Source organism: Bacillus sp. S14(2024), from assembly GCF_050473785.1.
GTDB classification, from domain to species: domain Bacteria; phylum Bacillota; class Bacilli; order Bacillales; family Bacillaceae_G; genus Bacillus_A; species Bacillus_A yunxiaonensis.
The window spans coordinates 3117426-3138507 of record NZ_JBFLUP010000006.1; the positions used below are offsets into that span (position 1 = coordinate 3117426).

The 21082-nt window shown below is 35.0% G+C and carries 21 protein-coding genes and 1 pseudogene; 2 read left to right on the forward strand and 20 right to left on the reverse strand.

What is annotated here, in order from left to right:
* Positions 1–14: 14 nt before the first annotated feature.
* The 15 genes and pseudogenes from AB1279_RS15865 to AB1279_RS15935 all read right to left on the reverse strand — a co-directional run bounded on the left by AB1279_RS15865 (position 15) and on the right by AB1279_RS15935 (position 14194).
* The gene (locus tag AB1279_RS15865) at positions 15–1178 is read right to left on the reverse strand and encodes a glycosyltransferase family 4 protein (RefSeq protein WP_429759819.1); all 1164 of its coding nucleotides are present in this window, start codon (positions 1176–1178) and stop codon (positions 15–17) included.
* 66 nt (positions 1179–1244) lie between these two features.
* On the reverse strand, positions 1245–3059 hold the full coding sequence (locus tag AB1279_RS15870; protein ID WP_429759821.1) for a polysaccharide biosynthesis protein: 1815 nt from the start codon (positions 3057–3059) through the stop codon (positions 1245–1247).
* 829 nt (positions 3060–3888) lie between these two features.
* Positions 3889–4197: pseudogene (locus tag AB1279_RS15875) on the reverse strand (AzlD domain-containing protein).
* A gap of 161 nt (positions 4198–4358) precedes the next feature.
* A complete protein-coding gene (locus AB1279_RS15880) occupies positions 4359–5132 on the reverse strand; it encodes a flagellar hook-basal body complex protein (RefSeq protein WP_429759823.1) in 774 nt (257 codons plus the stop codon).
* Positions 5133–5178: 46 nt separating this feature from the next.
* Positions 5179–6459: a flagellar biosynthesis protein FlhF gene (gene flhF, locus AB1279_RS15885; protein ID WP_429759824.1), complete on the reverse strand. Its 1281-nt coding sequence runs from the start codon at positions 6457–6459 to the stop codon at positions 5179–5181.
* Between the two features lie 17 nt (positions 6460–6476).
* Positions 6477–8543, reverse strand: coding sequence for a flagellar biosynthesis protein FlhA (locus AB1279_RS15890; protein ID WP_429759825.1), 2067 nt, complete (start codon positions 8541–8543; stop codon positions 6477–6479).
* A 23-nt stretch (positions 8544–8566) separates the two neighbouring features.
* Positions 8567–9613 carry a flagellar type III secretion system protein FlhB gene (gene flhB / locus AB1279_RS15895; RefSeq protein ID WP_429759826.1) on the reverse strand — a complete coding sequence of 349 codons (1047 nt, stop codon included), beginning with the start codon at positions 9611–9613 and terminating at the stop codon, positions 8567–8569.
* A 10-nt stretch (positions 9614–9623) separates the two neighbouring features.
* A complete protein-coding gene (locus AB1279_RS15900) occupies positions 9624–10385 on the reverse strand; it encodes a flagellar biosynthetic protein FliR (protein WP_429759827.1) in 762 nt (253 codons plus the stop codon).
* A gap of 16 nt (positions 10386–10401) precedes the next feature.
* The gene (locus tag AB1279_RS15905) at positions 10402–10677 is read right to left on the reverse strand and encodes a flagellar biosynthetic protein FliQ (protein WP_336482924.1); all 276 of its coding nucleotides are present in this window, start codon (positions 10675–10677) and stop codon (positions 10402–10404) included.
* Positions 10678–10723: 46 nt separating this feature from the next.
* Positions 10724–11482 carry a flagellar type III secretion system pore protein FliP gene (locus tag AB1279_RS15910; RefSeq protein WP_429759828.1) on the reverse strand — a complete coding sequence of 253 codons (759 nt, stop codon included), beginning with the start codon at positions 11480–11482 and terminating at the stop codon, positions 10724–10726.
* Positions 11479–11802: a flagellar motor switch protein FliN gene (locus tag AB1279_RS15915; RefSeq protein WP_336482922.1), complete on the reverse strand. Its 324-nt coding sequence runs from the start codon at positions 11800–11802 to the stop codon at positions 11479–11481. The genes AB1279_RS15910 and AB1279_RS15915 overlap by 4 nt, the downstream gene beginning before the upstream one ends.
* Before the next feature lie 12 nt (positions 11803–11814).
* Positions 11815–12174, reverse strand: coding sequence for a FliM/FliN family flagellar motor switch protein (locus AB1279_RS15920; RefSeq protein WP_429759829.1), 360 nt, complete (start codon positions 12172–12174; stop codon positions 11815–11817).
* A 17-nt stretch (positions 12175–12191) separates the two neighbouring features.
* A complete protein-coding gene (gene fliM / locus AB1279_RS15925; protein ID WP_429759830.1) occupies positions 12192–13178 on the reverse strand; it encodes a flagellar motor switch protein FliM in 987 nt (328 codons plus the stop codon).
* 14 nt (positions 13179–13192) lie between these two features.
* A complete protein-coding gene (locus tag AB1279_RS15930) occupies positions 13193–13417 on the reverse strand; it encodes a flagellar motor switch protein FliN (protein WP_429750742.1) in 225 nt (74 codons plus the stop codon).
* Between the two features lie 69 nt (positions 13418–13486).
* Entirely contained in the window at positions 13487–14194 is a 708-nt protein-coding gene (locus AB1279_RS15935; protein WP_429759831.1) for a lytic transglycosylase domain-containing protein, read from the reverse strand.
* A gap of 267 nt (positions 14195–14461) precedes the next feature.
* Here AB1279_RS15935 and AB1279_RS15940 point away from each other — a divergent pair, with 267 nt between their 5' ends.
* A complete protein-coding gene (locus tag AB1279_RS15940) occupies positions 14462–15286 on the forward strand; it encodes a flagellin (protein ID WP_429759832.1) in 825 nt (274 codons plus the stop codon).
* 84 nt (positions 15287–15370) lie between these two features.
* Entirely contained in the window at positions 15371–16207 is an 837-nt protein-coding gene (locus AB1279_RS15945) for a flagellin (RefSeq protein ID WP_429759833.1), read from the forward strand.
* A 339-nt stretch (positions 16208–16546) separates the two neighbouring features.
* On the opposite strand, the gene AB1279_RS15950 is transcribed toward AB1279_RS15945, so the two are convergent.
* From AB1279_RS15950 to flgE, 5 genes are all read right to left on the reverse strand, one after another.
* Positions 16547–17482 (reverse strand): DNA-binding domain-containing protein, encoded by a 936-nt coding sequence (locus tag AB1279_RS15950; protein ID WP_429759834.1) that lies wholly within the window; start codon positions 17480–17482, stop codon positions 16547–16549.
* Positions 17483–17755: 273 nt separating this feature from the next.
* A complete protein-coding gene (locus AB1279_RS15955; RefSeq protein ID WP_429759835.1) occupies positions 17756–18664 on the reverse strand; it encodes a chemotaxis protein in 909 nt (302 codons plus the stop codon).
* A gap of 212 nt (positions 18665–18876) precedes the next feature.
* Positions 18877–19362, reverse strand: a complete 486-nt coding sequence (locus AB1279_RS15960) for a FliG C-terminal domain-containing protein (RefSeq protein WP_429759837.1) — start codon at positions 19360–19362, stop codon at positions 18877–18879.
* Between the two features lie 17 nt (positions 19363–19379).
* Positions 19380–19715 carry a DUF3964 family protein gene (locus AB1279_RS15965; protein ID WP_429759839.1) on the reverse strand — a complete coding sequence of 112 codons (336 nt, stop codon included), beginning with the start codon at positions 19713–19715 and terminating at the stop codon, positions 19380–19382.
* A gap of 73 nt (positions 19716–19788) precedes the next feature.
* The gene (gene flgE, locus AB1279_RS15970) at positions 19789–21075 is read right to left on the reverse strand and encodes a flagellar hook protein FlgE (protein ID WP_429759840.1); all 1287 of its coding nucleotides are present in this window, start codon (positions 21073–21075) and stop codon (positions 19789–19791) included.
* Positions 21076–21082: the final 7 nt, after the last annotated feature.

Below are 21082 nucleotides of genomic sequence, written 5' to 3' on the forward strand. Positions count from 1 at the left end.
ACAAACAAAGATTTTTACAATTTTCTACTTTTAAATGCGTTAGTACTTAAGCTAGGAGAAGTTAACCTCATATACATTCCGTAAATTTCATCCATTTCTTTTAATGTATTAGTTTGGGAATATATTTTAGAAATATAAATCCCCATTTTCCCCATTTCTTCTCTTTTAACAGATGATGTATATATCTCCAAAACTCTTTCTACAAGTTCATCACCCTTGTGAAATATAAATCCATTCGTACCTTGTTTAATTAATTCTCTATGACCTCTATTATCCATCGCTATAACAGGCTTTCCACATGCCATACCTTCAACAAGGTTCATCCCTAATCCTTCTCGTAAACTAGAAGAAACAGAAAGATCGGAAAGCTGAATTAATTCATGAATATGTTCACAAAATCCATAAAGAAAGACATTTTCTTCAATATAATTATCTTTTAAGAATTTTTTATATTCTTCTTCCATACTTCCTTCTCCGGGTAGAAGAAGTCTAATATTTGGAATATGATTTTTTAATAACACAATACTCTCCAGAAGGACTTTTTGATTCTTATTAAGGTTAAGTTCTGCTGGATAAATTAAAATAAAATCTTCCATACGAAAACCATATTTTTTACGAAGTTTCATTTTTTCTTGATCATTAACAGTTTTAAATTTTTCTAAATCTACTCCCACACCGTGAATTTTTTTTATACATATGTTTTGATTAAACTTTTTGAGCGCCAATTGATAATCTTCTTCATTTATTGTTATTAAGCAATCTGTATAACGACTCAAACTTTGTTCTATTGGATAATACACGAGCCAATTTATAAATGGTGCTCCTTTAAAAAAATGAAAACCATGTACCGTATATATGACTTTAGTTCCTTTCTTTCTAGCTTTACGTGCAGCTAAGCGTGCAAGTACTCCCCCCATAGGTGTATGACAATGAATGATTTCATAATTATGCTTCTCTATAATCTTTTTTAGTTCTTTATAAGCATTCACATTATTCATGTGAAAAGGCGACCGTTTAATTGGAATATTGTATTTTTCATCCACGAAAGGAAGTTCTATATCCCCCCTTGCTGCCACATGAACTTCCCATCCTTTATCTTGAAACCATTTCATATAAGGTAAATGAAATGCCTTAAAATGATAATCTACTGTTGCACAAAACAATACTTTTTTTGACATTTATATCACCTATTCAAATACTTTTTTTATACAGTCCTTTTACATTAAGATACATGTAGCAAACTACTAAGAACTGATGGCTTTTCTCTTTGAATCGTTTGCTATAGAAAGCAAGGTTTCCCTTATGTCTTGCTGATTCATCAACTGGAACCCATGTAAAAACTTTTGCAACATTACCTGATCAACTAACATCGCTTTGCCAATATGAATCTTAGGGAATATCTGTTTAGGATATACCTCATTTTCATTTAAAAGTTCCTCGTACATTTTTTCACCAGGACGAAGACCAGTAAATTCAATTCCAATCTCTTCAACTGTATAGCCAGATAGTTTTATTAAATTTTTTGCCAAATCAATAATTTTAACTGGTTCCCCCATATCAAGCACAAATACCTCGCCACCTTTAGCTAACGCACCCGCTTGAATAACTAAACGTGAAGCTTCTGGAATTGTCATAAAATAACGAACCATATCAGGATGTGTAACAGTAACAGGACCACCTTTTTGAATTTGCTTCTTAAATAGTGGAATAACACTCCCTCTACTTCCTAACACATTGCCAAAACGAACTGCAACAAATCTCGTTTCACTTACAGTGTCCATATGTTGTACAATCATTTCTGCAACACGCTTTGCCGCCCCCATTACACTTGTTGGATTTACCGCTTTATCAGTAGAGACCATTACAAACGTATTGACCTTAAACATATCCGCCGCTTCTGCAACATTCTTTGTGCCAATAACATTATTTTTCACAGCTTCTTCTGGATTCCGTTCCATTAAAGGAACATGTTTATGTGCTGCGGCATGATATACGATATATGGTTTATACCTGTCCATAATTTGAAACATTTTATGAAGGTCTTGTACATCTGCAATTTCTGTTATAATTTCAATCTCATCTTTATATAACGATCTTAATTCCATTTCAATTGTATAAATACTATTTTCACCATGCCCAAGTAGCACAATTTTAGTCGGCTTATATTTCATAACTTGACGACAAATTTCAGAACCAATCGATCCTCCGGCACCAGTCACTAAAATTGTCCTACCTGTAATCTTTTCACCGATTCCTGCATCATCTAATTGCACTGGTTCTCTTCCTAATAAATCTTCGACCTGTACATCTCGAAATTCATTTACAGAAATTTTCCCATCTAAAATATCCTCTAACATTGGGACCATCTGTGTTCTCGCTTTTGTTTTTGTACATTCTTCAAAAATCCCCTGTGCTCCTTTTCTACTTAAAGATGGGATTGCAATAATGATTTGCTTGATGTTATAACGTTCTACAACTTGTTGAATATCTCGTGTTTTTCCAACTACAGGAATATTGAAAATTTCAAGATTTTGTTTATATTGATCATCATCAACAAATACCACCGGATATAGATCAGTTGCTCTATTTTTTAACAATTGCCGTGCAACCATTGTTCCAGCTGACCCAGCACCTACAATTAATGTATGGGTTTTATCAGTGTTTTTTGTAATATAAGTATCGCGAAACATACGCCATATAAAACGTGAACCACCTATTAAGAACATGTGTAGCATCCAAGTTATTATTAAAATTCGTATAGACATATCACTATTTAACACTTGCTGTACTACCGCTGTAATAAGAATAGAAAATGTTGCAGTCTTAATAATTTGTAACATTTCCCCAATGCTTGCATATTCCCATGCTTTTTTATACAGCTTGTAATAACTAGCAAAAATATAATGACAACAAAGCAATATCGCTGAACTACTTATGAAATGTATAGGTACTTGCATTAATACATTAGGCTGTATAAGCCAATAACTTACATACGCTGAAGCCAATACAATTAGCGAATCAATCAGTATGAGTAAATATAATCTCCCTCTATAGATCAATTTATCTCCCTCCTACAGAAATTACAAATGTATGCCCAAAATGTCTATTTCCGTAATTGATTTTGTAAATCCGATTAATTCCCTATGTAACTCTTCATGTTGTAGCACTTTTTCAATAGTTTCTTCTATGGTATACAGAATCGTTAATTAATCTATAATTACGACTATCTCCTTTAGACGCTTGCAAGAATCATTTTTCTCAGCCAGAGACTAGAGTAATAGCCATCCTAAGTTACAGATATCTGTCAAGCTAGGTATCTGTAACTTAGGATGGCGCTTGTCCTTAGATAGAACCATAGCCAAAGTTTTCATACATCATATTGGGCATCTAACCCGACCTCACACCATGCTTTCGACGACACGCGTCTAAGGTAGCCATTCTACCCACAACACAACCGAGTGCCTCCATTGATAGTGGTTAGGAGACATCACCATGTTCGTACCAAAAGGTACTTAATGTTATTTTTAAAAATTTGTTCTGAACGGTATGGTACATAGATAGTTGATTCTTTTCCATAAGTTTCTGTACTATTAATTAATTCGTTCTTTTTTAAGAACTTAATTGCATTTTAATAGAAACTTAATTCCTAATTATTATCGTTATCCGTTCTTTATAATGAATATATACATATGTAAATACTATACTTAATTTACAGGATTTACAATGTTTTTTTCGAAAAAATTCTGTCTATTGTTCGAGTTGTATCATTTTTTGTTGATTTATCCCTTTTTCGAATATATGTTATTCAAAAATACGACAGTTTACTGGTTCACTCCCATAAAAAATGTTAGATAAAGGACAACCCATATAAATTCTAAAATAATAAATTTATATGAAAACAATATGAAATGAGTCGGAGGAGTGAATTCCCCTGAGCGCTGCACGAAGCAAACTCCGCGTGAAAATCACAACAAGGAACGTGGGGATGGCCGCTAATAAATAATCCACTTGCACCGTTTCATTCATAAATAATGTTTATGCTAACAATGCAGCTAATATTGCAATTGGAATATGATTTAGCCATCTCAACCCCCATTCTGGAATTTCTATTTTACTTAATACAAGCAGCGGTACTACTCTCGGAAGAAATGTGGCGACTGCTGTGAATGAACAAGCGCCCGATGGACAATCTAATATTTTCTTATTTTGTATGTCCTCATCATGTAATTGGAACATATCACAATATTCTTCAAACGTACGACCAATAAAGACAGCTCTCTCAATATTTAATTTCATTTCTCCCTCTCCTCTCTTCCTTATTTTAAAATAAAAAAAGAAATGCCCCCTCAGGCATTCCTTTATCTTAACAGTTCATTCGATTCTTTATCATACACTTTATCAAATGTTGTCATCACACGCTGCGATGCTTGGACCATCTTTTGGTTCGTCATAAGATCGGTCATTTCTTTCGTCATATCAACATTTGAGTTTTCTAACATATAATTATGAACAGCAGCTGTTCCATTCGGTAAATTAGCGATGTTCGTTCCATCTAGTGTAAAGGTTTTGTCTTCATGCTTTACAAGATGTGCTTTCATGTTTGCATCAACTGACTTCGTTTGTAACCGCGCAATATTTTGCTTGGTCGCTTCATTATAAATAGTACCATCAGCCTTTACAGAAAGTTTCGCACCTTCAGGAATACGAATACGCTCATTATTACTATCAAGTACATACGCACCAGCTGTTGTTTGTAAGTAACGATCTGCATTTAAAGTAAAATGTCCATCTTTCGTCATATATGTTTGATTATTTCTTGAAACTACAAAGAAAGAAGCTGCACCTGTATTTCCATCTTCTAAGTAAAAATCAGTACCACTATTTGTAATTTGCATCGTACCTTGCGTCAAATTCACATGTGTTGCATTTGGTACAACGGCATAATCGACCGTTCCAATTGCAGTTTCTCTTCCATTTACTTGACGGTATGTTTTATGTGTATCAAAAACTTTTGACGTCATTTGATCTACTTTAAATCCTGTTGTTTGAGCATTAGCAATGTTATTTGCATGCATGTTTATATGCTGCATGTAGTTCATCATTCCCATAGAACCGATATATAGACCGTTCATACTATAATGAATAAGGCGAAAACCTTATTCTTCCCTCGCTCTCTTATTATGATGTGTGTAACATTTGACTTGCTAAATGTTCAGCTGTTGCAATATGCAAGTGCTGCGTAACATCTTGGCCATCTGTTGTAAATACAATTGGTGCAGTTGAAACAGCTGGAATTTTTAATAGTTCCCCAATGCTAGCTGTTTCATCAAACTTTGTAAATATAAAACCATTAATATGTATATCTTTGAAATTTGTAATAATCTCAACCATATCTTTACTTTTCATTGAAGCAGATAATGTTAAGCAAATATAATCCGGTTGAATTTGCTCTATCATTTCAATCGTACCTTGTACAGATTCTATTGTACGATAATTCTTTCCGGCTGTATCAATTAATATATAGTCAACTGGTACCTCCTGCTTAAAGTAAGAAAGTGCCCTAGACATTCCATCTTCATCACGTACTGCAAGGACTTCTGCTCCGATTATTTTCACGTGCTCCTGCAATTGCTGCGCTGTCCCAACCCGGGACTGATCAGTTGTAATAAATCCAACTGTTTTATTTTGTTCATATAACTGCCAAGCGATTTTTGCAAGTGTCGTAGTCTTCCCAACACCTGTCGGTCCGATTAAGGCAATCGTTTGTATTCCCTTATCAAACACATTTTCTGTATGAAAATGTGTACTCATATCTTCAAGAATAAACTGCAATACTTCTTCTTCAGTAATAAGAGAAGTATGTTCGAACTTCGCTCGTAATTTCTTTTCATATACTGTTAAGAAATGTTCCTCTACATCATTTTTCTCGAGTGTACGAAGCACCTTTTTAATAATAAATGGTACTGATGCTCCTTGCTCTTCTGATATTTCCTTTACAAGAGAAACATCTGCCTTCTGTTCATCGATTTCTGATTTTGCGTCTTGTTTTTCCACAGTTTTCATTACAACAAGTCCCTTATCGAACACTTGAAGTAATCTTTGTTTTTTCTGCATCCACTCTTCACTTTGAGCAAATGGCTTTGGTGTATATGGAATGTTATGCGTTTTATTCTCCAGGTCATGTAAAATCGATTGTATCTTCTCGGCTCGAATCATTTCCTCTGGTTGCTCTTCTACTATTTCTGTTACAAATGATTCTTGCTCTTCTTCACTTTTTTGAGGAATTTTTACAATCATTTCATATTGCTTTTTCCAAAAGAACGGAATCTTTCGTTTTACTGTCTCATCCACAACATAGTAATAATCATTTCCGAATTCCTCAAAAAGTTGATGATATAGTTCGCTTTTAGAATGGGCCTGAATTCGCTTTATGCTTTCCTTCTTTGCTGTGCTTTCCATTTTCTCTCACCTCCGCCCTACTCAATATATGCAATTTGATCTACGACTACTTCAGGTGCCAATTCACTTATGCACAGTACCTTGGCTTCTATTTGATAACGATCAAGCAGCCTTACAATACCGAATCGAAAATCTTTACGGCGCGTTAATAAAACGGGGTCTCTCCCCATTAAGCGGGATTGTTTGAAAATGTGTTGAACTTGATCGATGACACGTGTTTCTTGTTCTAAATCCCAGTTTAATAGATATCCTTGATACGAATTATTTACTACGTCAGCATCAAGTTCAATTGAATCCGAGAATAGCGCTGCATAAATTTTTCCATCATAATTTTTCGCATGCTCACAAATCACCTTTGAAATACATTCACGTACGAAAGAAGTGACACCATCCGCATGATTTTGATATATTTCTTTTCCATCAATAATGCCTTCCATAATTGTCGGTAAATCCCGAATCGAGATTCCTTCTTTTAACAATTGTTTCACGACATTTTGAATAAGAGATAAGTCAATTTCTTTTTTCTTAATTTCTTCTAATAATACGCCGTGATCATGCTCTAAAGATTGAATTAAATCTTTCACATGTTGACGTTGTAATAGTTCATGTACATTACGACGAATAATAACATCTAAATGCGTAATTAAAATACTAAGCGGTTCTAACACTTGATACCCTTTCATTTGTGCATCTTGTACAACATGCTCTAAAATCCAGTAGCCATCTTCACCAAAGATTGGGTCTTTAGCAGGCTCAGCATCTAAATCTGCCATAACGTTTGGTGTTTTGAGTGCTAATAAATACCCTGATTTTAAGACACCTTCCGCTACCTTCGCTCCTTTAATTCGAATCACATAACGTCCACGTGGTCTAAAACTCGTATTATCTTTAAAGTTAATGCCAGGAACGTTAATTCCTAAATCTGTAATAATCGATTTTCGCATTAATACAACTTTATCACGAGCTGTTTCTCCGTTAATTTTTTGTTTCACAAGAGCCGCTAAATCAAGCCCCAGTTCAACGATAATTGGGTATTTATCAGTAAAGACACCAAATGAATCTTCCACTTTCTTCATTTGATCGTCATCACTTTGAATCATTTCTAATTCTTTTTGCAGCTCTGCTTCTTCTTCTTTCTTCAAGCGTTGTTTATTCCTGTATCCTAAGAAAATAACTCCTCCGCCAACAATTAGAAATGGTATGAGTGGAAGAGGTGAAAATATCCCCATGGCAATAAATAATCCACCGAGTGCATAAACAACGACATCATGCGCCATTAACTCTTTATAAATACCTTCGTTTACTGTATCAGATGATCCGTCAAATACGCGTGTAACGATAATCCCTGTCGAAATAGCTAATAATAATGAACCGATTTGATTCACAATTCCATCGCCAATCGTTAATTTCGTATAATGATAGGCAGCTTCTTGAAATCCCATTCCTTGCTGCATCATTCCCACAATTAATCCGAAAACAATATTGACGAATAAGATGACGATACTAAAAATAACATCACCTTTTACAAATTTTCCAGCACCGTCCATCGCGCCGTAAAAATCTGTTTCCATATTTAATTTCTTCCGTTTGTTCTTTGCTTCTTCATCTGTAATAATGCGCTGATTTAAATCCGCATCAATTGACATCTGTTTCCCTGGCAAAGAATCAAGTGTAAACCGTGCCGCAACTTCAGCCGTACGAGAAGCACCATTTGCGACAATAAATTGGAATACGATAAGTACGATAAAAATTACAATTCCAATTAATATATTTCCGCCAATAACAAACTGACCAAACTCCTCAATAACATGACCAGCATTCCCGTTTGTTAAGATGGCCCGTGTTGTAGAAACGTTAATCGAAACACGGAAAATTGCAATTAATAATAGTAATGTTGGAAATGACTTTAACTCATCCCACTCTTTAATGCTCGTTGCCCGCATATATACGAGCACTGCCATTCCAAGTAAAAAGACAATAATGACATCTAGTATAAATGGTGGCAATGGAATTAAAAGTGCCACAATGAATGACACTGCTAAAAAGATAGAAAAATAAGTTCTTGCAGAATCTATCTTAAACAAACAGAATCTCCTCCAAACGCGCCCTACACTTCAATTTGTTTTGTTTGAATTAAATAGCGCATAACTTCAATAACAGCAACATATAAATCTTCTGGAATCGCCTCGTCTTCCTCAACTTGATAATATAAAGAACGCGCCAATGGGCGGTTTTCCACCATCGGTATATCTTGTTCACGTGCGAGTGTTCGCATATAAAGCGCCAGCTCGTCTTCACCTTTTGCAACAACAATTGGTGCTGCATCAACTAACTTATCATAACGAAGTGCAACAGAAATGTGGGTCGGATTATTTACAATAAAGGTCGCACCGTCCATCTTTTTCGTAATCGCCCCCTGCAAAATCGCATGCATAAAGCTTTTTCGCTTTCCTTTTACTTCAGGGTCCCCTTCGTTATCTTTATGCTCTTGTTTTACTTCTTCTTTTTTCATTTTCAAATCTTGTGCATGCTCCCATTTTTGATAAATAAAATCAATAATAGAAACAACAACAAGAATGATTAAAATGGCTAAAAAGACATATTTCATTTCCCGTATAATTTCAGCAAGTGACGCACTCCAATTAAATCCAATCATACTTACAATTTTCTCTAAATTGCGCTTAAAAATGATATACGCCACATAGCCAAGAAGAATCATATAAAACAATGACTTCAAAATATCAACAATACTTCTTCTGCTAAACAGTCTCGTAAAATAACTTTTCGGATTAATACGCGATGCTTTCGGTTTAATGATTTTAGCTGAAAATAAAAAACCAACTTGCGCCATATAATTCAGTATATGAAACGCATAGACGAGCACAAGAACCGGTGCTGATATTTTCAAAAGAAGTATACCCATTGAATAAAAATACTCGGCCATATCCGTATTTTTACTAATTTTGTCCAACAATTCCGCAACAGAGTTGGCAATATCATACCCAACACGATCGCCGAAAAAGTAAATAACCGCTGCTAAAACAAGAACAGAAAATAAATTATTTAAATCTTTACTTCTTGCAACATTTCCTTCTTCACGTGCTTTTTTTATCTTTTGCGGGGTGGCTTTTTCTGTTTTATTATCTTTTGCCATAACCGTCCCCCTATTTCGTTAAGAAAAAGTTAAATAGTTTCGTATATTCATCAAGTAATACATTCGTTAAGTTTTTAAATACATAACTAAACATCGGTACACTCATTGCGATAAATAAAATACCGCACGTAATTTTTAGGACAAACGCATTCGCAAAAATATTGAGCTGCGGTGCATTTTTTGCAATTAAAATTAATACGAAGTTAATAATAAACAAACTGCCCATAAGCGGAAGTGCAATTTCCACTGCAGACGTAAGCGCAAATAACAACGTCGCTAATAAACTATCTAAAAAGTTTTTCGTCAATAGCTGTGAAATTGCTTCTGTATATTGAAACGACTTTAAAATTGTCGAGACAAAATAATCAATTCCGCCAAGCGCAACGAAAATAATCATAAAGAAAATATCAAACATTGTTGCGATTAGCGTTGATTGCGAACCAGCATTTACATCAAATAAACTTGCCTGCGACAAACCAATATCAAAATCTAAAATGTGCCCGGCCATCTTTGGAATATCCCACAAAAACTCTACGATTTTTGAAAGTGTTAATCCAATTACAATTTGTGTGCCAGCATAACCGGCAACATCCCATATCGTCTCAATGTGAGAAATATGGACTTTATCAGCAACTGCTAGTGATAGCCCGAGTCCAAATGTAATTTTCGTCATTGCTGGCATCGATCGCCCTGAAAAAAACGGTAAAAAATACAAAAATGAAGCAATACGGCAAAATGCAAAAAACGTTGCAACCCATAAATCCATATTCATCTTCAGTCACCCTTTTTCAGGACGAGCGCAGCAACGTCGGAATTTTATCAAACAAGTCTAAAATTAATGTTGTAATTTCGTTAAACATCCATGGACCCAGTATGATAATAACAAGAACAATACTCGCCATCTTCGGTAAAAACGTCAGTGTCTGCTCTTGAATTTGCATCATTGCCATTAATACCGCAAGAATAATAACAACGATCATACTTACTCCCGCAACTGGAAGTAAAATTTCAAACCCTTTGTAAAAAAAAGTTTGAAAGATTTCTGTAATTGGTGATATATTCATGCAAATGTGACTCCTATCACGTATAGTAGAAGGCTGCTAACAGCCTCTAAGCAACTGTTTTAAACATAATATCAACGATTTTCGTATATCCACCTAAATATACAAAAACGAGTATTTTAAATGGTAAACTTAAAATCATCGGCGGTACCATCATCATACCGAGATACATGAGTAGTGTACTAATGATTAAATCAATAAAAACAAACGCTAAATAAATAAACATGCCTGTTATTAACCCTTTTTGAATTTGGGTCAATGTAAATGACGGAACGAGTGTAAAAAACGAAATATCCTTCGTATCTTTTGGCAGCTTTTCATTTCGAACTTTTAACATCATTTTCAAATCATGACTATATGTATGCTTTGTCATATACTCTTTCATAATGGGTTCCGACTTCTCAGCTGCTTGACTGACCGTAATTTTATCTTTCGTCATTGGATCCCATACATCACTCTTCAGCTGCCCAAGAACAGGCTGCATCGTAAATAATGATAAAAACAGCGCTAAGCCAACAAGCACTTGGTTTGGGGGTAAGTTCATCACACCAAGCCCTTGACGTGTAATTCCAAGAACTATCATAAAATAAGTAAAGTGTGTAAACAGTAATACAATTGACGAAGACAATGATAACAGCGTGACGAGTAAGAAAAGTTGTACACTGGAATTATTCGTAAGTTCTTTTCCACTTTCTAAATTAATAAAACCATTTGTCTCTGCATACGCTGTATTTGCAAAAATAATGCAAAAAACAATAGAAAATGCAAAAATAAAACCAATAGAAGATATATGTTTCTTTATTTTCATGATGGATCCTCTACTTTTTTCTGCTGAATTTGTTCTTCTTTCATCGCATCTTCTAGCACTTTATGAAACTGATTTCCTGATAATTGAATGGAATGAATGCCATTATTACCTACAATCGTAAACACTTGTTTACCATCTACTTCAAATAAAAATGCACTCGTTTGATGATTTACATACATACCATCTTTCACTTGAATGAAACCATTTTCTCCTTGCTTATAAAATTGATGCTTTCTCGTCTTTTTCATCATATAGTACGCACCATATCCAAGGGCACCAAATAACAATACAACTTGCAACAAGGTCGTCATATAACTCATATGACACCTCCCCTATTCATTCTCACTCAATTCATGCTTCATAGCCGCTAATACCGCTTTTTTCTTATCGGCTTGAATTTCAGAAATAATAACTCCAAAATTTTCATCCATCACGATTGCTTCGCCAATCCCTACTTTTTCACTACTTAAATATACATCAACTTTATGTCCTAAATTTTTTTCCACTTCTAAAATGTCGCCAACTTTCAGTTTATTCACATCTCCAAGTGTCAACCTTGTTTTTCCAAGTCGTACACCAAGTTCCACTGAAATATCTGAAACCATTTCAATATGCGCTTTTGATGGTTCGCTATAATCTTTTGTATATTCCTCTAAATCTACTAGCGCAACAGACGATACTTCATGCTTCATATCCTTTTCTCCCTCTCTTACTCTACAAAGCTTTTAAATAAAAATGCTTTACGTGTTCCGTCTTTTCCAACAAAGCAATTAAACTTATGCTTGCCGTCAACGTATCCACGAAGCTGATCTGTTACTTTCGTTTGCAGCGGGATAATATCTCCTTCTTCAAACTGCTCCAGACTACCAATTGTCATCTTCTGTTCGCCAATCGCTACATGTATAGATTTACGAACTTTCTGCACTTCTGCTTCCACTTCTGCAAAATATGTTTTTCGCTTATCAGAAGAATGTTCAACAATATTTTCTGACGTTAACTTATCCATAATCTCTTCAACAGATAAAAACGGAATGCCTAGTCGAATTGTTGTATTCCAATACTCCGTTTTCAGGTTTACATTTAAGAGCGAAATAATATCACTTGCAGTTGTAATTTTAAGTGCATTCGGATCTGTCTCTGTTGCCACAAGTTGCGGCTGTATCTCAATCACACTTTCAAACGCTCTCTTCAGATTGTCACAAATAACAGAAAACAGGTTATCAAGCGTTAAAAACTCAAATGACGTCAGCGGTCTACGAAGTGTAAAATCACGCTTCGCATCTCCGCCAAGCCAGCATTCATGAATATAAATAATAAAAGCTAAATCCATTTCAATAACAATCTCACCAAGATTCGGCAAACCTAAATCAATAACAGAATATAAATAATAATCTTTTGGCATCTTCTCCACATACTCACTCGTAAATGGAACTTGCTCTACTGGTGATGGCTCTAGCTCAATTGGAATACGCATCCGCGCCGCAAGCGATTGCGACGTCTGTTTCCCGAAATTTGTCGCAATCGTTTGTAAACTCCGCAAATGTTCCACACCGAATTTCTCCGGCCTATTAAAATCATACTCTTGAAACTTCTCTTGCTTCTCTGCTTCTTGTGCAAAATCAGGCATTTCTTCCCCATCATTCATCGCCTTTAGCAGCGCATCAATTTGCTCTTGACTTAACTTATCACCGCTCATGAAAATCCCCTTTCCTATCCCTTCAGCTCGACAATTTCAACGTACATTTTCCCATTTTTCGTTAAAATTTTACCGATGCCAATTTCTTCATTTTCTAACATAATACGCACTGTATTTTTCGTTGAATGTTCAAGGCGGTATAATGTTCCTTTTGTAATATGAAGCAGATCATCAATTTTCTTTTTCGTCTTGCCAATTTCAAAATGAATTGTTAATGGAATATCCTCATGTAATTTCATTTCTAGCAACTCCCATATCGTGTTCATAAAAATCTCATTTTTTATATATTTAAGTATTATAAGAAATTTTTATTTAGAAACATCGATGTTTAATATCTTTTTTATATAATTTTCTGTTTCTTGAAACGGCGGCACCCCTCCGTACTTTTTCACATTTCCTGGCCCTGCATTATAAGCTGCAAGCGCCAAGACGAGATCACCGTTATATTGTTTCAAATATCCGGCTAACTCCTTCACACCGCCTTCAATACTTTCAGCAGGCGAATATGGATTCGTTATCCCTTGCTCCTTCACATTTGCTGGCATAAGCTGCATTAAGCCAATCGCTCCTGCTGAAGAAACAGTATTTGGATTAAAATCAGATTCGACTTCAATCATTTTTTGAATTAACGTTTTTGGAATTCCATATGTATCACTTACTCTTTGAATACTATCCGCATACTTCCCTTCATTACTAGGACGTATACTTTGAATACTATATTTTTTCGTTAATCCCCACGAATCCTTACCCGCGCTATTTGCATCAGCAAAACGGCGCGTAAACTCCTGCTGAGCGGCTTGCAGCGGCTCGGCATTCTTCACACTTGTCTCTCCTGCTACTTTTTGACTCTCTTCTACTTTTGAAAGCTCAGCAACTGCTTTCGTATCCCTTATTGTTTCATTTTGAAGCGATTGTCCAAATGTACTATTTACAAACGCCTCCGGACTACTTAATTTTTGCTGAATCTGTTCCCTTTTATAAGAGAGAACTTCTTTTACTATATTTCCTATTATCATAATATCACCTTTTAAAGAATCAAAGATAACCTAATATTAGAGTTTTTTATAACACTTTGCAATAATTCCGAAGAAAAATAAGCAGTATTTATTCATAAATTGTTAAAATTATATTTTTTTATATTCATTCATTACAATTATTAGTTGACACAATATAGAGCAGGGATTACAATTAACTCGAAATTGATTTTTTTGTATATCCGACTTTAACAATTTACAAAAAAATCAATATGAAAAAAACCAAAAAAAAATGGGGGTTCTTATACTATGAGAATTAACACAAACGTAAACAGCATGCGTACACAAGAGTACATGCGCCAAAACCAAGACAAAATGAACACAGCTATGAACCGTTTATCAAGCGGTAAACGTATTAACAGCGCAGCTGACGATGCAGCTGGTTTAGCAATCGCTACTCGTATGCGTGCAAAAGAAGGCGGCTTAGACGTTGGTGCTCGTAACACACAAGACGCTATGTCTGCATTACGTACTGGCGATGCAGCATTAGGTTCAGTTTCAAACATCTTACTTCGTATGCGTGACCTTGCAACACAAGCATCAAGCAGTACTAACAACGCTCAAGATATCACATCTATGGACAAAGAGTATCAAGCATTAGGAGCTGAAATTGATCATATTGCTTCAAAAACAAATTTCAACGGTAACACATTCTTAAATGGTGCCGCTGGTCAAGATATCACTGTTCAACTTTCTGATGTTTCAGGTGATACAATGACCATCAACGCTTTCGATACATCAGCAAAGACAACTGGTACTTTACAAGTAGGAGGAGCTAAGAAATTAGATGCTACAACTGCAGCAGCTGAAATCACAAATCTTGACAAAGCTATTCAAGAAATTGCTGACGCTAGAGCAACTTACGGTTCTCAATTAAACCGTTTAGACCATAACTTAAACAACGTAACTAGCCAATCTACAAACATGGCTGCGGCAGCTTCTCAAATTGAAGACGCTGACATGGCGAAAGAAATGTCTGAAATGACTAAGTTCAAAATCTTAAACGATGCTGGTATCAGCATGCTTTCTCAAGCAAACCAAACACCACAAATGGTAAGTAAATTATTACAATAATCCATTTGATAATATAACGAAAATACACCTCTCTGCGTGCGGAGGGGTGTATTTTTCTATATGGAAATAAAGGGGTATGTTAAGATGCGAATCGAAACAAATTTTGCAGATACGAAAACAATGCAATCTTTATATAAAAATGAAAAACATATAAATACAGAAACAGAACGTTTAACAAATGAAAAGCATGTCCACGGTGGTGCTGATAATACAGCTGATATTGCTATTGTATCTCGTGTAGACGCTAAAAAAGGAATAGACGCTGTCACTCAAAATAATGAGAATACACTTGTAATGCTTCGTTCAGCAGATTCTTCCCTGCAGAGTATCACAAATATTTTACTTCGAATGCGTAATCTTGCGGTTCAAGCAGCACACGATAAAAATTCAAGTGACACTCAAATTACTTTAGATAAGGAATTCCAGCAGCTTGCAGAACAAATCAGTTATATGCAAGATGTGACAGCATGTAATACTGTTCCAATATTGGGAGAGAATCAAAAGCATAACATTACAATGGATCATCTTGGTCATACAATAGATTTTTCGTTTTTATCAGTAAAAGAATTCAAATTAGACCAGCAGAAAAAGAATTCCCCTTCCCCTACACCAAACAACATCAAGATTTCAACTAAACAGGATGCACATACTGCTATTGCAAATATTGATAGTGCTTTACAAAATATTGCATTGCACCGCACTGATCTCGGTGCGCTAATAAATCGCTTACAACTTCATATTGATCACTTAAATAGTCAAGCTATACATACAGAAGAAAGTTCATCTCGTATTAAAAATACCAATATAGCACAAGAAATGAGCGGTTTTGTAAAAGACAAACTGTTAGCAGAAGTTGCATTTGGTATGGTTTCACAAACAAATCAAATTCCACAAATGATAATCAAACTGCTTTATCAATAAAGTGAAACTTCCGTCAGTGGGGTTTTCTTCATCTCCCACTGACGGAAAGCTCTCACCAATCGGGCACATGCCAGCAGTTATTCTCCACCTATCTTCTTGGCTTCTCTCTGAATCTTGAGGTGGGAGTCTTACTGCCCGCGAATAGCGGGATAAATAATGTAGGAAGCTATCCGCTCTGGATAGCTTTTTCTAGTTAAAGAATTTCATAGCATAGTCTCTTAACTTCATACATTTTTACATATGACATTCCGATTTTTAATAAAATAATTTCTTTATCATATAATCTCTACGATTACTATAATAAATACAAAAAAGCCATCCGCTTATAGATGACTTCTCTTATTTCATGACTGACACTACTTGTCCGCTTCGATCAATGACAACTTTTAATTGACCTTCTGTTGTACCATTATATAATCCAAGTTTATGTAGTTCTTGTTTGCACATATGCACAAAATACGGCAAGGTACGAATTTGTTCAATGTCAGAACTTGTAATGAAGTGGATGATGTTGTTTGTCATTCCTTTCATATCTGCAACAAGTTCTTCCTTTTCTCTACGCAACTGCTCTGTTTCAGCTCGCAAAGCAATTATTTCCTTCTTTAACTCATCTATATCTTGTTCATCTCTCATTCGCTCTGCCGCCATGCTAGATAGCTTATAAATCCCCTCCATAAAGTGATGCAGTTCATTTTCCTGCTGCTCATCCTTTGCATCTATCATTTGAAAGTTGTTTGCAATTCCTGATAGTAAAGTAACGAGACTTTTTTCTATTTTTCTACTTTTTTCTTCTGTTTCTTTCTCTTCATTTTTTATAATTGGTTGTTTTATTGTAGTATTATTTCGTTTTCGTCCTGGTTTTTGTTTCATTATATTTTCCATCGGTATTTCTTGTTTTCGTAATTTATAATATGTGTTTTGTAATTGACTTGGCGTTTTTAAGAATAATTGTAATTTTTCTTGACTTATAGATTTAGAGATACTTAAAATATTCATACCGTGTTGCTGACAAAATTGATAGACTTCCAGCAGCAATTCTAATTCAGATTTTAACCATGCTATATCCGATAGTTCGTATGCTTCAAGACCGCCTAACTTCTTAACATCCATTTCAAACATAAACATTTTATTATATAAACCAATTACTTCTTCGTAATCTATTTGAAATTTCTTTTCTATTTTCCGAAATTCTACTTCCAAATTTTTCTCTGTATTTGTTTTTTGTAATCGTTTTTGTAAACACGCTAATACATGAATTGCTGTTTGCTTTGTCATCTCCCTCTCCCACACCTTTCATCATAATCCCCTTTTTACTTGTAAAAATAGAAAATTTTACATATTAATCTTATAATATTTCTAAATTCTCTGTCAAATAATTGATATAAAAAAATATATAAAAGTATAAAAAGATAAGAATAGAAAATACATTCATCGCTTTCACTACAAAAAAAAGGTAATCATCCACATATATGGACAATTACCTTCTTTTTTATTCTTTAGATGTGAATGTGCTGTTCAATTCCTTAAAATAAGTGCTTTTCAGACTTTTTATAACACAAGTTTATCTACAAGTCCAATTAACTCTTGAATATCTGGTTTACTTACTTGTGCATTAGCACCAACAGATTCCCCTTTATGATATAGCTCATTTGTAATTAATGAAGAGAAAATAATAACCGGTAGATGCTTCATAACACCGTGATCTTTAACCACTTTCGTTAAATGATGACCATCCATTTTCGGCATTTCGATATCAGTAATGAGCAAGTGAATATGCTGGAACATCTTTTCCCCTTGTTCAGCTGCTAATTTTTCAATTTGTGCTAACGCTTCTGCACCGTTGCTAAAGAAGTTGATTTTCGTATATCCCGCTGTCGTTAACGTTTCTTCTAATACTTGACGAAGCATCGCTGAATCTTCAGCAATGTAAATCACTTTTTCAGCACGATCTGTTTTTTCTGCTAATCCAGATAATTTTTGCGTTTCATAACCGGTATTGCTAATTTCACATACGATTTTTTCATAATCTAATAGTAAAATGATTTTCCCATCAAGTTTGACGATTCCTGATGTTGTTTCTTCTAAGCCCATCGATAATGAAGATGGTTCATCAATCTGTTCCCATGAAATGCGTTGAATGCGGTGCACTTCATCCACTCGGAAAATAACTTTCATTTGGTTCAATTCTGCAATGATGAACTTTGTTTGATCTAATGGCTTATTCGATTTTAAGTTTAACGCTTGTGCTAAATTAATAACTGGTAAAATCTCACCGCGTACTTGTACGACACCTTCTACCGCTGCATGCGCTTCTGGAACCGTCGTAACAGGAAATGGATTAATGATTTCACGAACTTTCATAACGTTAATACTAAATAAATTTTCTCCAATTGTATATGTAACAATTTCTAATTCATTTGTTCCACTCTCTAGTAAAATACTTTGTGCTTGTGACATAAGCAAATGAGTCCCCTCTCTAATGATTCTATTATTTTTTACTATATATATAAATCCGTTTTGATTTTGCAACATCTAAGTCACTGCTATGCAGAAAAATGGAATCTCCACTCGTTTTCTCTCTTTGTTTTAACGCCGCACGTGGCAGTAAAGGGGGCTGACCGCTTCTATGCATGGCCAGATCCTCTCACCCACCTAAAAAGAATGGTTTTTTATTCATTTATAAGTGACTCCAACGTATTAAGTAGCACTTCTTGTGCTTCTGATATTTCTGCTGGTGTAACTTCCCACTTTTGCGTAAGCTCTTTCTCAACTTGTACGCGAAGGTGATCATCCATTTCTGTTAAAAGAAAGGCTTTCGTTTCCTCATCAATATCAAGTAAGGCAAGCGCATATATTTCTGGACTACGCATCGTTTGAAATAGTTTCTGCATAACACCCGGTGCAACATATTTCACTTTTTCAATATGAACCGCTTTATCAGAAAATAGAAGTTCATATTGGATAAACGTGACATTTTGTTTTATAACTTGAAAATAACAGTTGTTTTTTTTGTCATTTATAAAATAACCATTTGGGTCTGCCATCACACTTTCAACTTTACGAATTAAATTCGGTAAGTTATTTGCTGACATAATCGTCCGCTGCTCCATTTCATTTGGCGAACTGAACGTTACACGGTATTTATTTTGCGCCATAATCAATTCTCTCCTTATTATGAAACTGCTAGTAACTCCAAGTTATTAAACCAAAATGCTAGCTGCTGCTCTGTAATACCAGACAATCCAATAAAAAACGAACGACACTTCATAACATCAGCAAATGCTTGATACTTCCAGCCATTGCTATTGTAAATACCGATAAAATAAAATTCATGAATACGGCCGATTACTACTTGCTTGTCCCCAAATGTGTATGGCGGGACTTGTTTAATCGCAAATTGATTTGGTAAATAGCGATGTTCTTGTTGTTCAATGTTAATAATTTGCTTTGCAAGCTCTCGCTTATCTTGAAAAAATGACAACTGGAAAATTTTTTCTTCTCTCGTCATACTAATAGAGACCCTTTCTATTCATTAGAAGAAGATGCAGCCCCTTATAAAGAAACTACACCTTTCTTATCTATCATCGAATTAAGTTAACAATCTCGTTTAACACATCATCTGCCACTTTAATTACTTTTGCATTTCCTTGGAACCCACGTTGGTAAAGCATTAAATCAACAAATTCTACAGATAAATCAACGTTAGACCCTTCTTGTGCACCTCCGCGAACTTTACCAGATCCATTTTGTCCAGACACACCTAAAGAAGGGTTACCAGCGGATGTTGTAGCTTCATAATTTCCATTTCCTGTTTTCATAAGTCCCCCTTCATTTGGGAACATCGCTACCGCAAGTTGCCCTGCAGCTCTCGAACTTCCGTCCGCATATTTCACCATAACATAACCGCCGTCAGAGATCATACAATCTTTCACTGTTGTTGCAGGACGTCCTGAAATATTTGTTGTAGCCAATGTTTTGTCAGTTGGATAATTTGTAAGACCACTTAAGTCTAAGTCTAAGCCAGCACCAAACGGAATATTCACTTTGCCATTTGTAATTTTATTAGTAACTGGATCGCGCTGTACTGCTGCACCATCTATATTTGTCAATTCACCTAATTTATCAAATGTAAGTGTTTTATTTTTAACTAACTCCGTAAAGTTTTGTTCTTTTTTCGACTCATTTCGCACTAATACTCTATATGTATATGATCCGTCTATCGGATTTCCTGTTACAGCATCTTTGTCTTGTGTGAGCTCTACACGCATCGTCAATGAATTTCCTTCCGCATCAGAAACTGGAAACTCTTCCGTGATTTGTTGTTGATTTCTCGGAATATTCCCCCCCATTGTCGCCTTATCGGAACGTACTCCTCCAACTGCTGTTCCCATCGGAATTCGAATTGGTTGCGGTGAACCAGAAAAATCAATTTCATCTGTACCAGCTTTTGTAGGGTATGCAAGTACATATTGCCCTTCGGAATTTGTAATATAGTAATCATCAGATATTCCAAATGTACCTTTACGAGTATATTGTACATTACCGCCTCGCGAATCACCTAAGACAAAAAATCCGTTTCCTTCAATTGCTGTTTGTGTTTTTCCACCTGTTAATGTAATTGATCCATCACTATAATCCGTATATGTACCACTTAATTTCACACCATTACCAATACTTTTTGGATTAGTACCAGCATAGTTTGCATCGCCTCTTGAACCAATTGTATTATTGTATAATAAATCATCAAAAACAGCTTTTTGTTTTTTATATCCAACTGTTTGTGCATTGGCAATATTATTTGATGTAACACTTAATGCATTTTGTGTCGCATTCATTCCTGTAATACTTGTATATAATGCTTTAATCATATTCTTT

Coding starts and splice junctions, on each gene's coding strand:
- AB1279_RS15915 (WP_336482922.1), bottom strand. CDS start 11,802: ATGAGTTATATGACGACCTTGTTGCAAGTTGTATTGTTATTTGGTGCC.
- AB1279_RS15960 (WP_429759837.1), bottom strand. CDS start 19,362: ATGGCGCAAAATAAATACCGTGTAACGTTCAGTTCGCCAAATGAAATG.
- AB1279_RS15935 (WP_429759831.1), bottom strand. CDS start 14,194: ATGATAATAGGAAATATAGTAAAAGAAGTTCTCTCTTATAAAAGGGAA.
- AB1279_RS15920 (WP_429759829.1), bottom strand. CDS start 12,174: ATGAAGCATGAAGTATCGTCTGTTGCGCTAGTAGATTTAGAGGAATAT.
- AB1279_RS15930 (WP_429750742.1), bottom strand. CDS start 13,417: ATGAAATTACATGAGGATATTCCATTAACAATTCATTTTGAAATTGGC.
- flhF (WP_429759824.1), bottom strand. CDS start 6,459: ATGGAAAGCACAGCAAAGAAGGAAAGCATAAAGCGAATTCAGGCCCAT.
- AB1279_RS15880 (WP_429759823.1), bottom strand. CDS start 5,132: ATGAACGGTCTATATATCGGTTCTATGGGAATGATGAACTACATGCAG.
- fliM (WP_429759830.1), bottom strand. CDS start 13,178: ATGAGCGGTGATAAGTTAAGTCAAGAGCAAATTGATGCGCTGCTAAAG.
- AB1279_RS15905 (WP_336482924.1), bottom strand. CDS start 10,677: ATGAATATATCACCAATTACAGAAATCTTTCAAACTTTTTTTTACAAA.
- AB1279_RS15955 (WP_429759835.1), bottom strand. CDS start 18,664: ATGTCACAAGCACAAAGTATTTTACTAGAGAGTGGAACAAATGAATTA.
- flhB (WP_429759826.1), bottom strand. CDS start 9,613: ATGGCAAAAGATAATAAAACAGAAAAAGCCACCCCGCAAAAGATAAAA.
- AB1279_RS15945 (WP_429759833.1), top strand. CDS start 15,371: ATGCGAATCGAAACAAATTTTGCAGATACGAAAACAATGCAATCTTTA.
- AB1279_RS15965 (WP_429759839.1), bottom strand. CDS start 19,715: ATGACGAGAGAAGAAAAAATTTTCCAGTTGTCATTTTTTCAAGATAAG.
- AB1279_RS15900 (WP_429759827.1), bottom strand. CDS start 10,385: ATGAATATGGATTTATGGGTTGCAACGTTTTTTGCATTTTGCCGTATT.
- AB1279_RS15950 (WP_429759834.1), bottom strand. CDS start 17,482: ATGACAAAGCAAACAGCAATTCATGTATTAGCGTGTTTACAAAAACGA.
- AB1279_RS15940 (WP_429759832.1), top strand. CDS start 14,462: ATGAGAATTAACACAAACGTAAACAGCATGCGTACACAAGAGTACATG.
- AB1279_RS15865 (WP_429759819.1), bottom strand. CDS start 1,178: ATGTCAAAAAAAGTATTGTTTTGTGCAACAGTAGATTATCATTTTAAG.
- AB1279_RS15910 (WP_429759828.1), bottom strand. CDS start 11,482: ATGAAAATAAAGAAACATATATCTTCTATTGGTTTTATTTTTGCATTT.
- flgE (WP_429759840.1), bottom strand. CDS start 21,075: ATGATTAAAGCATTATATACAAGTATTACAGGAATGAATGCGACACAA.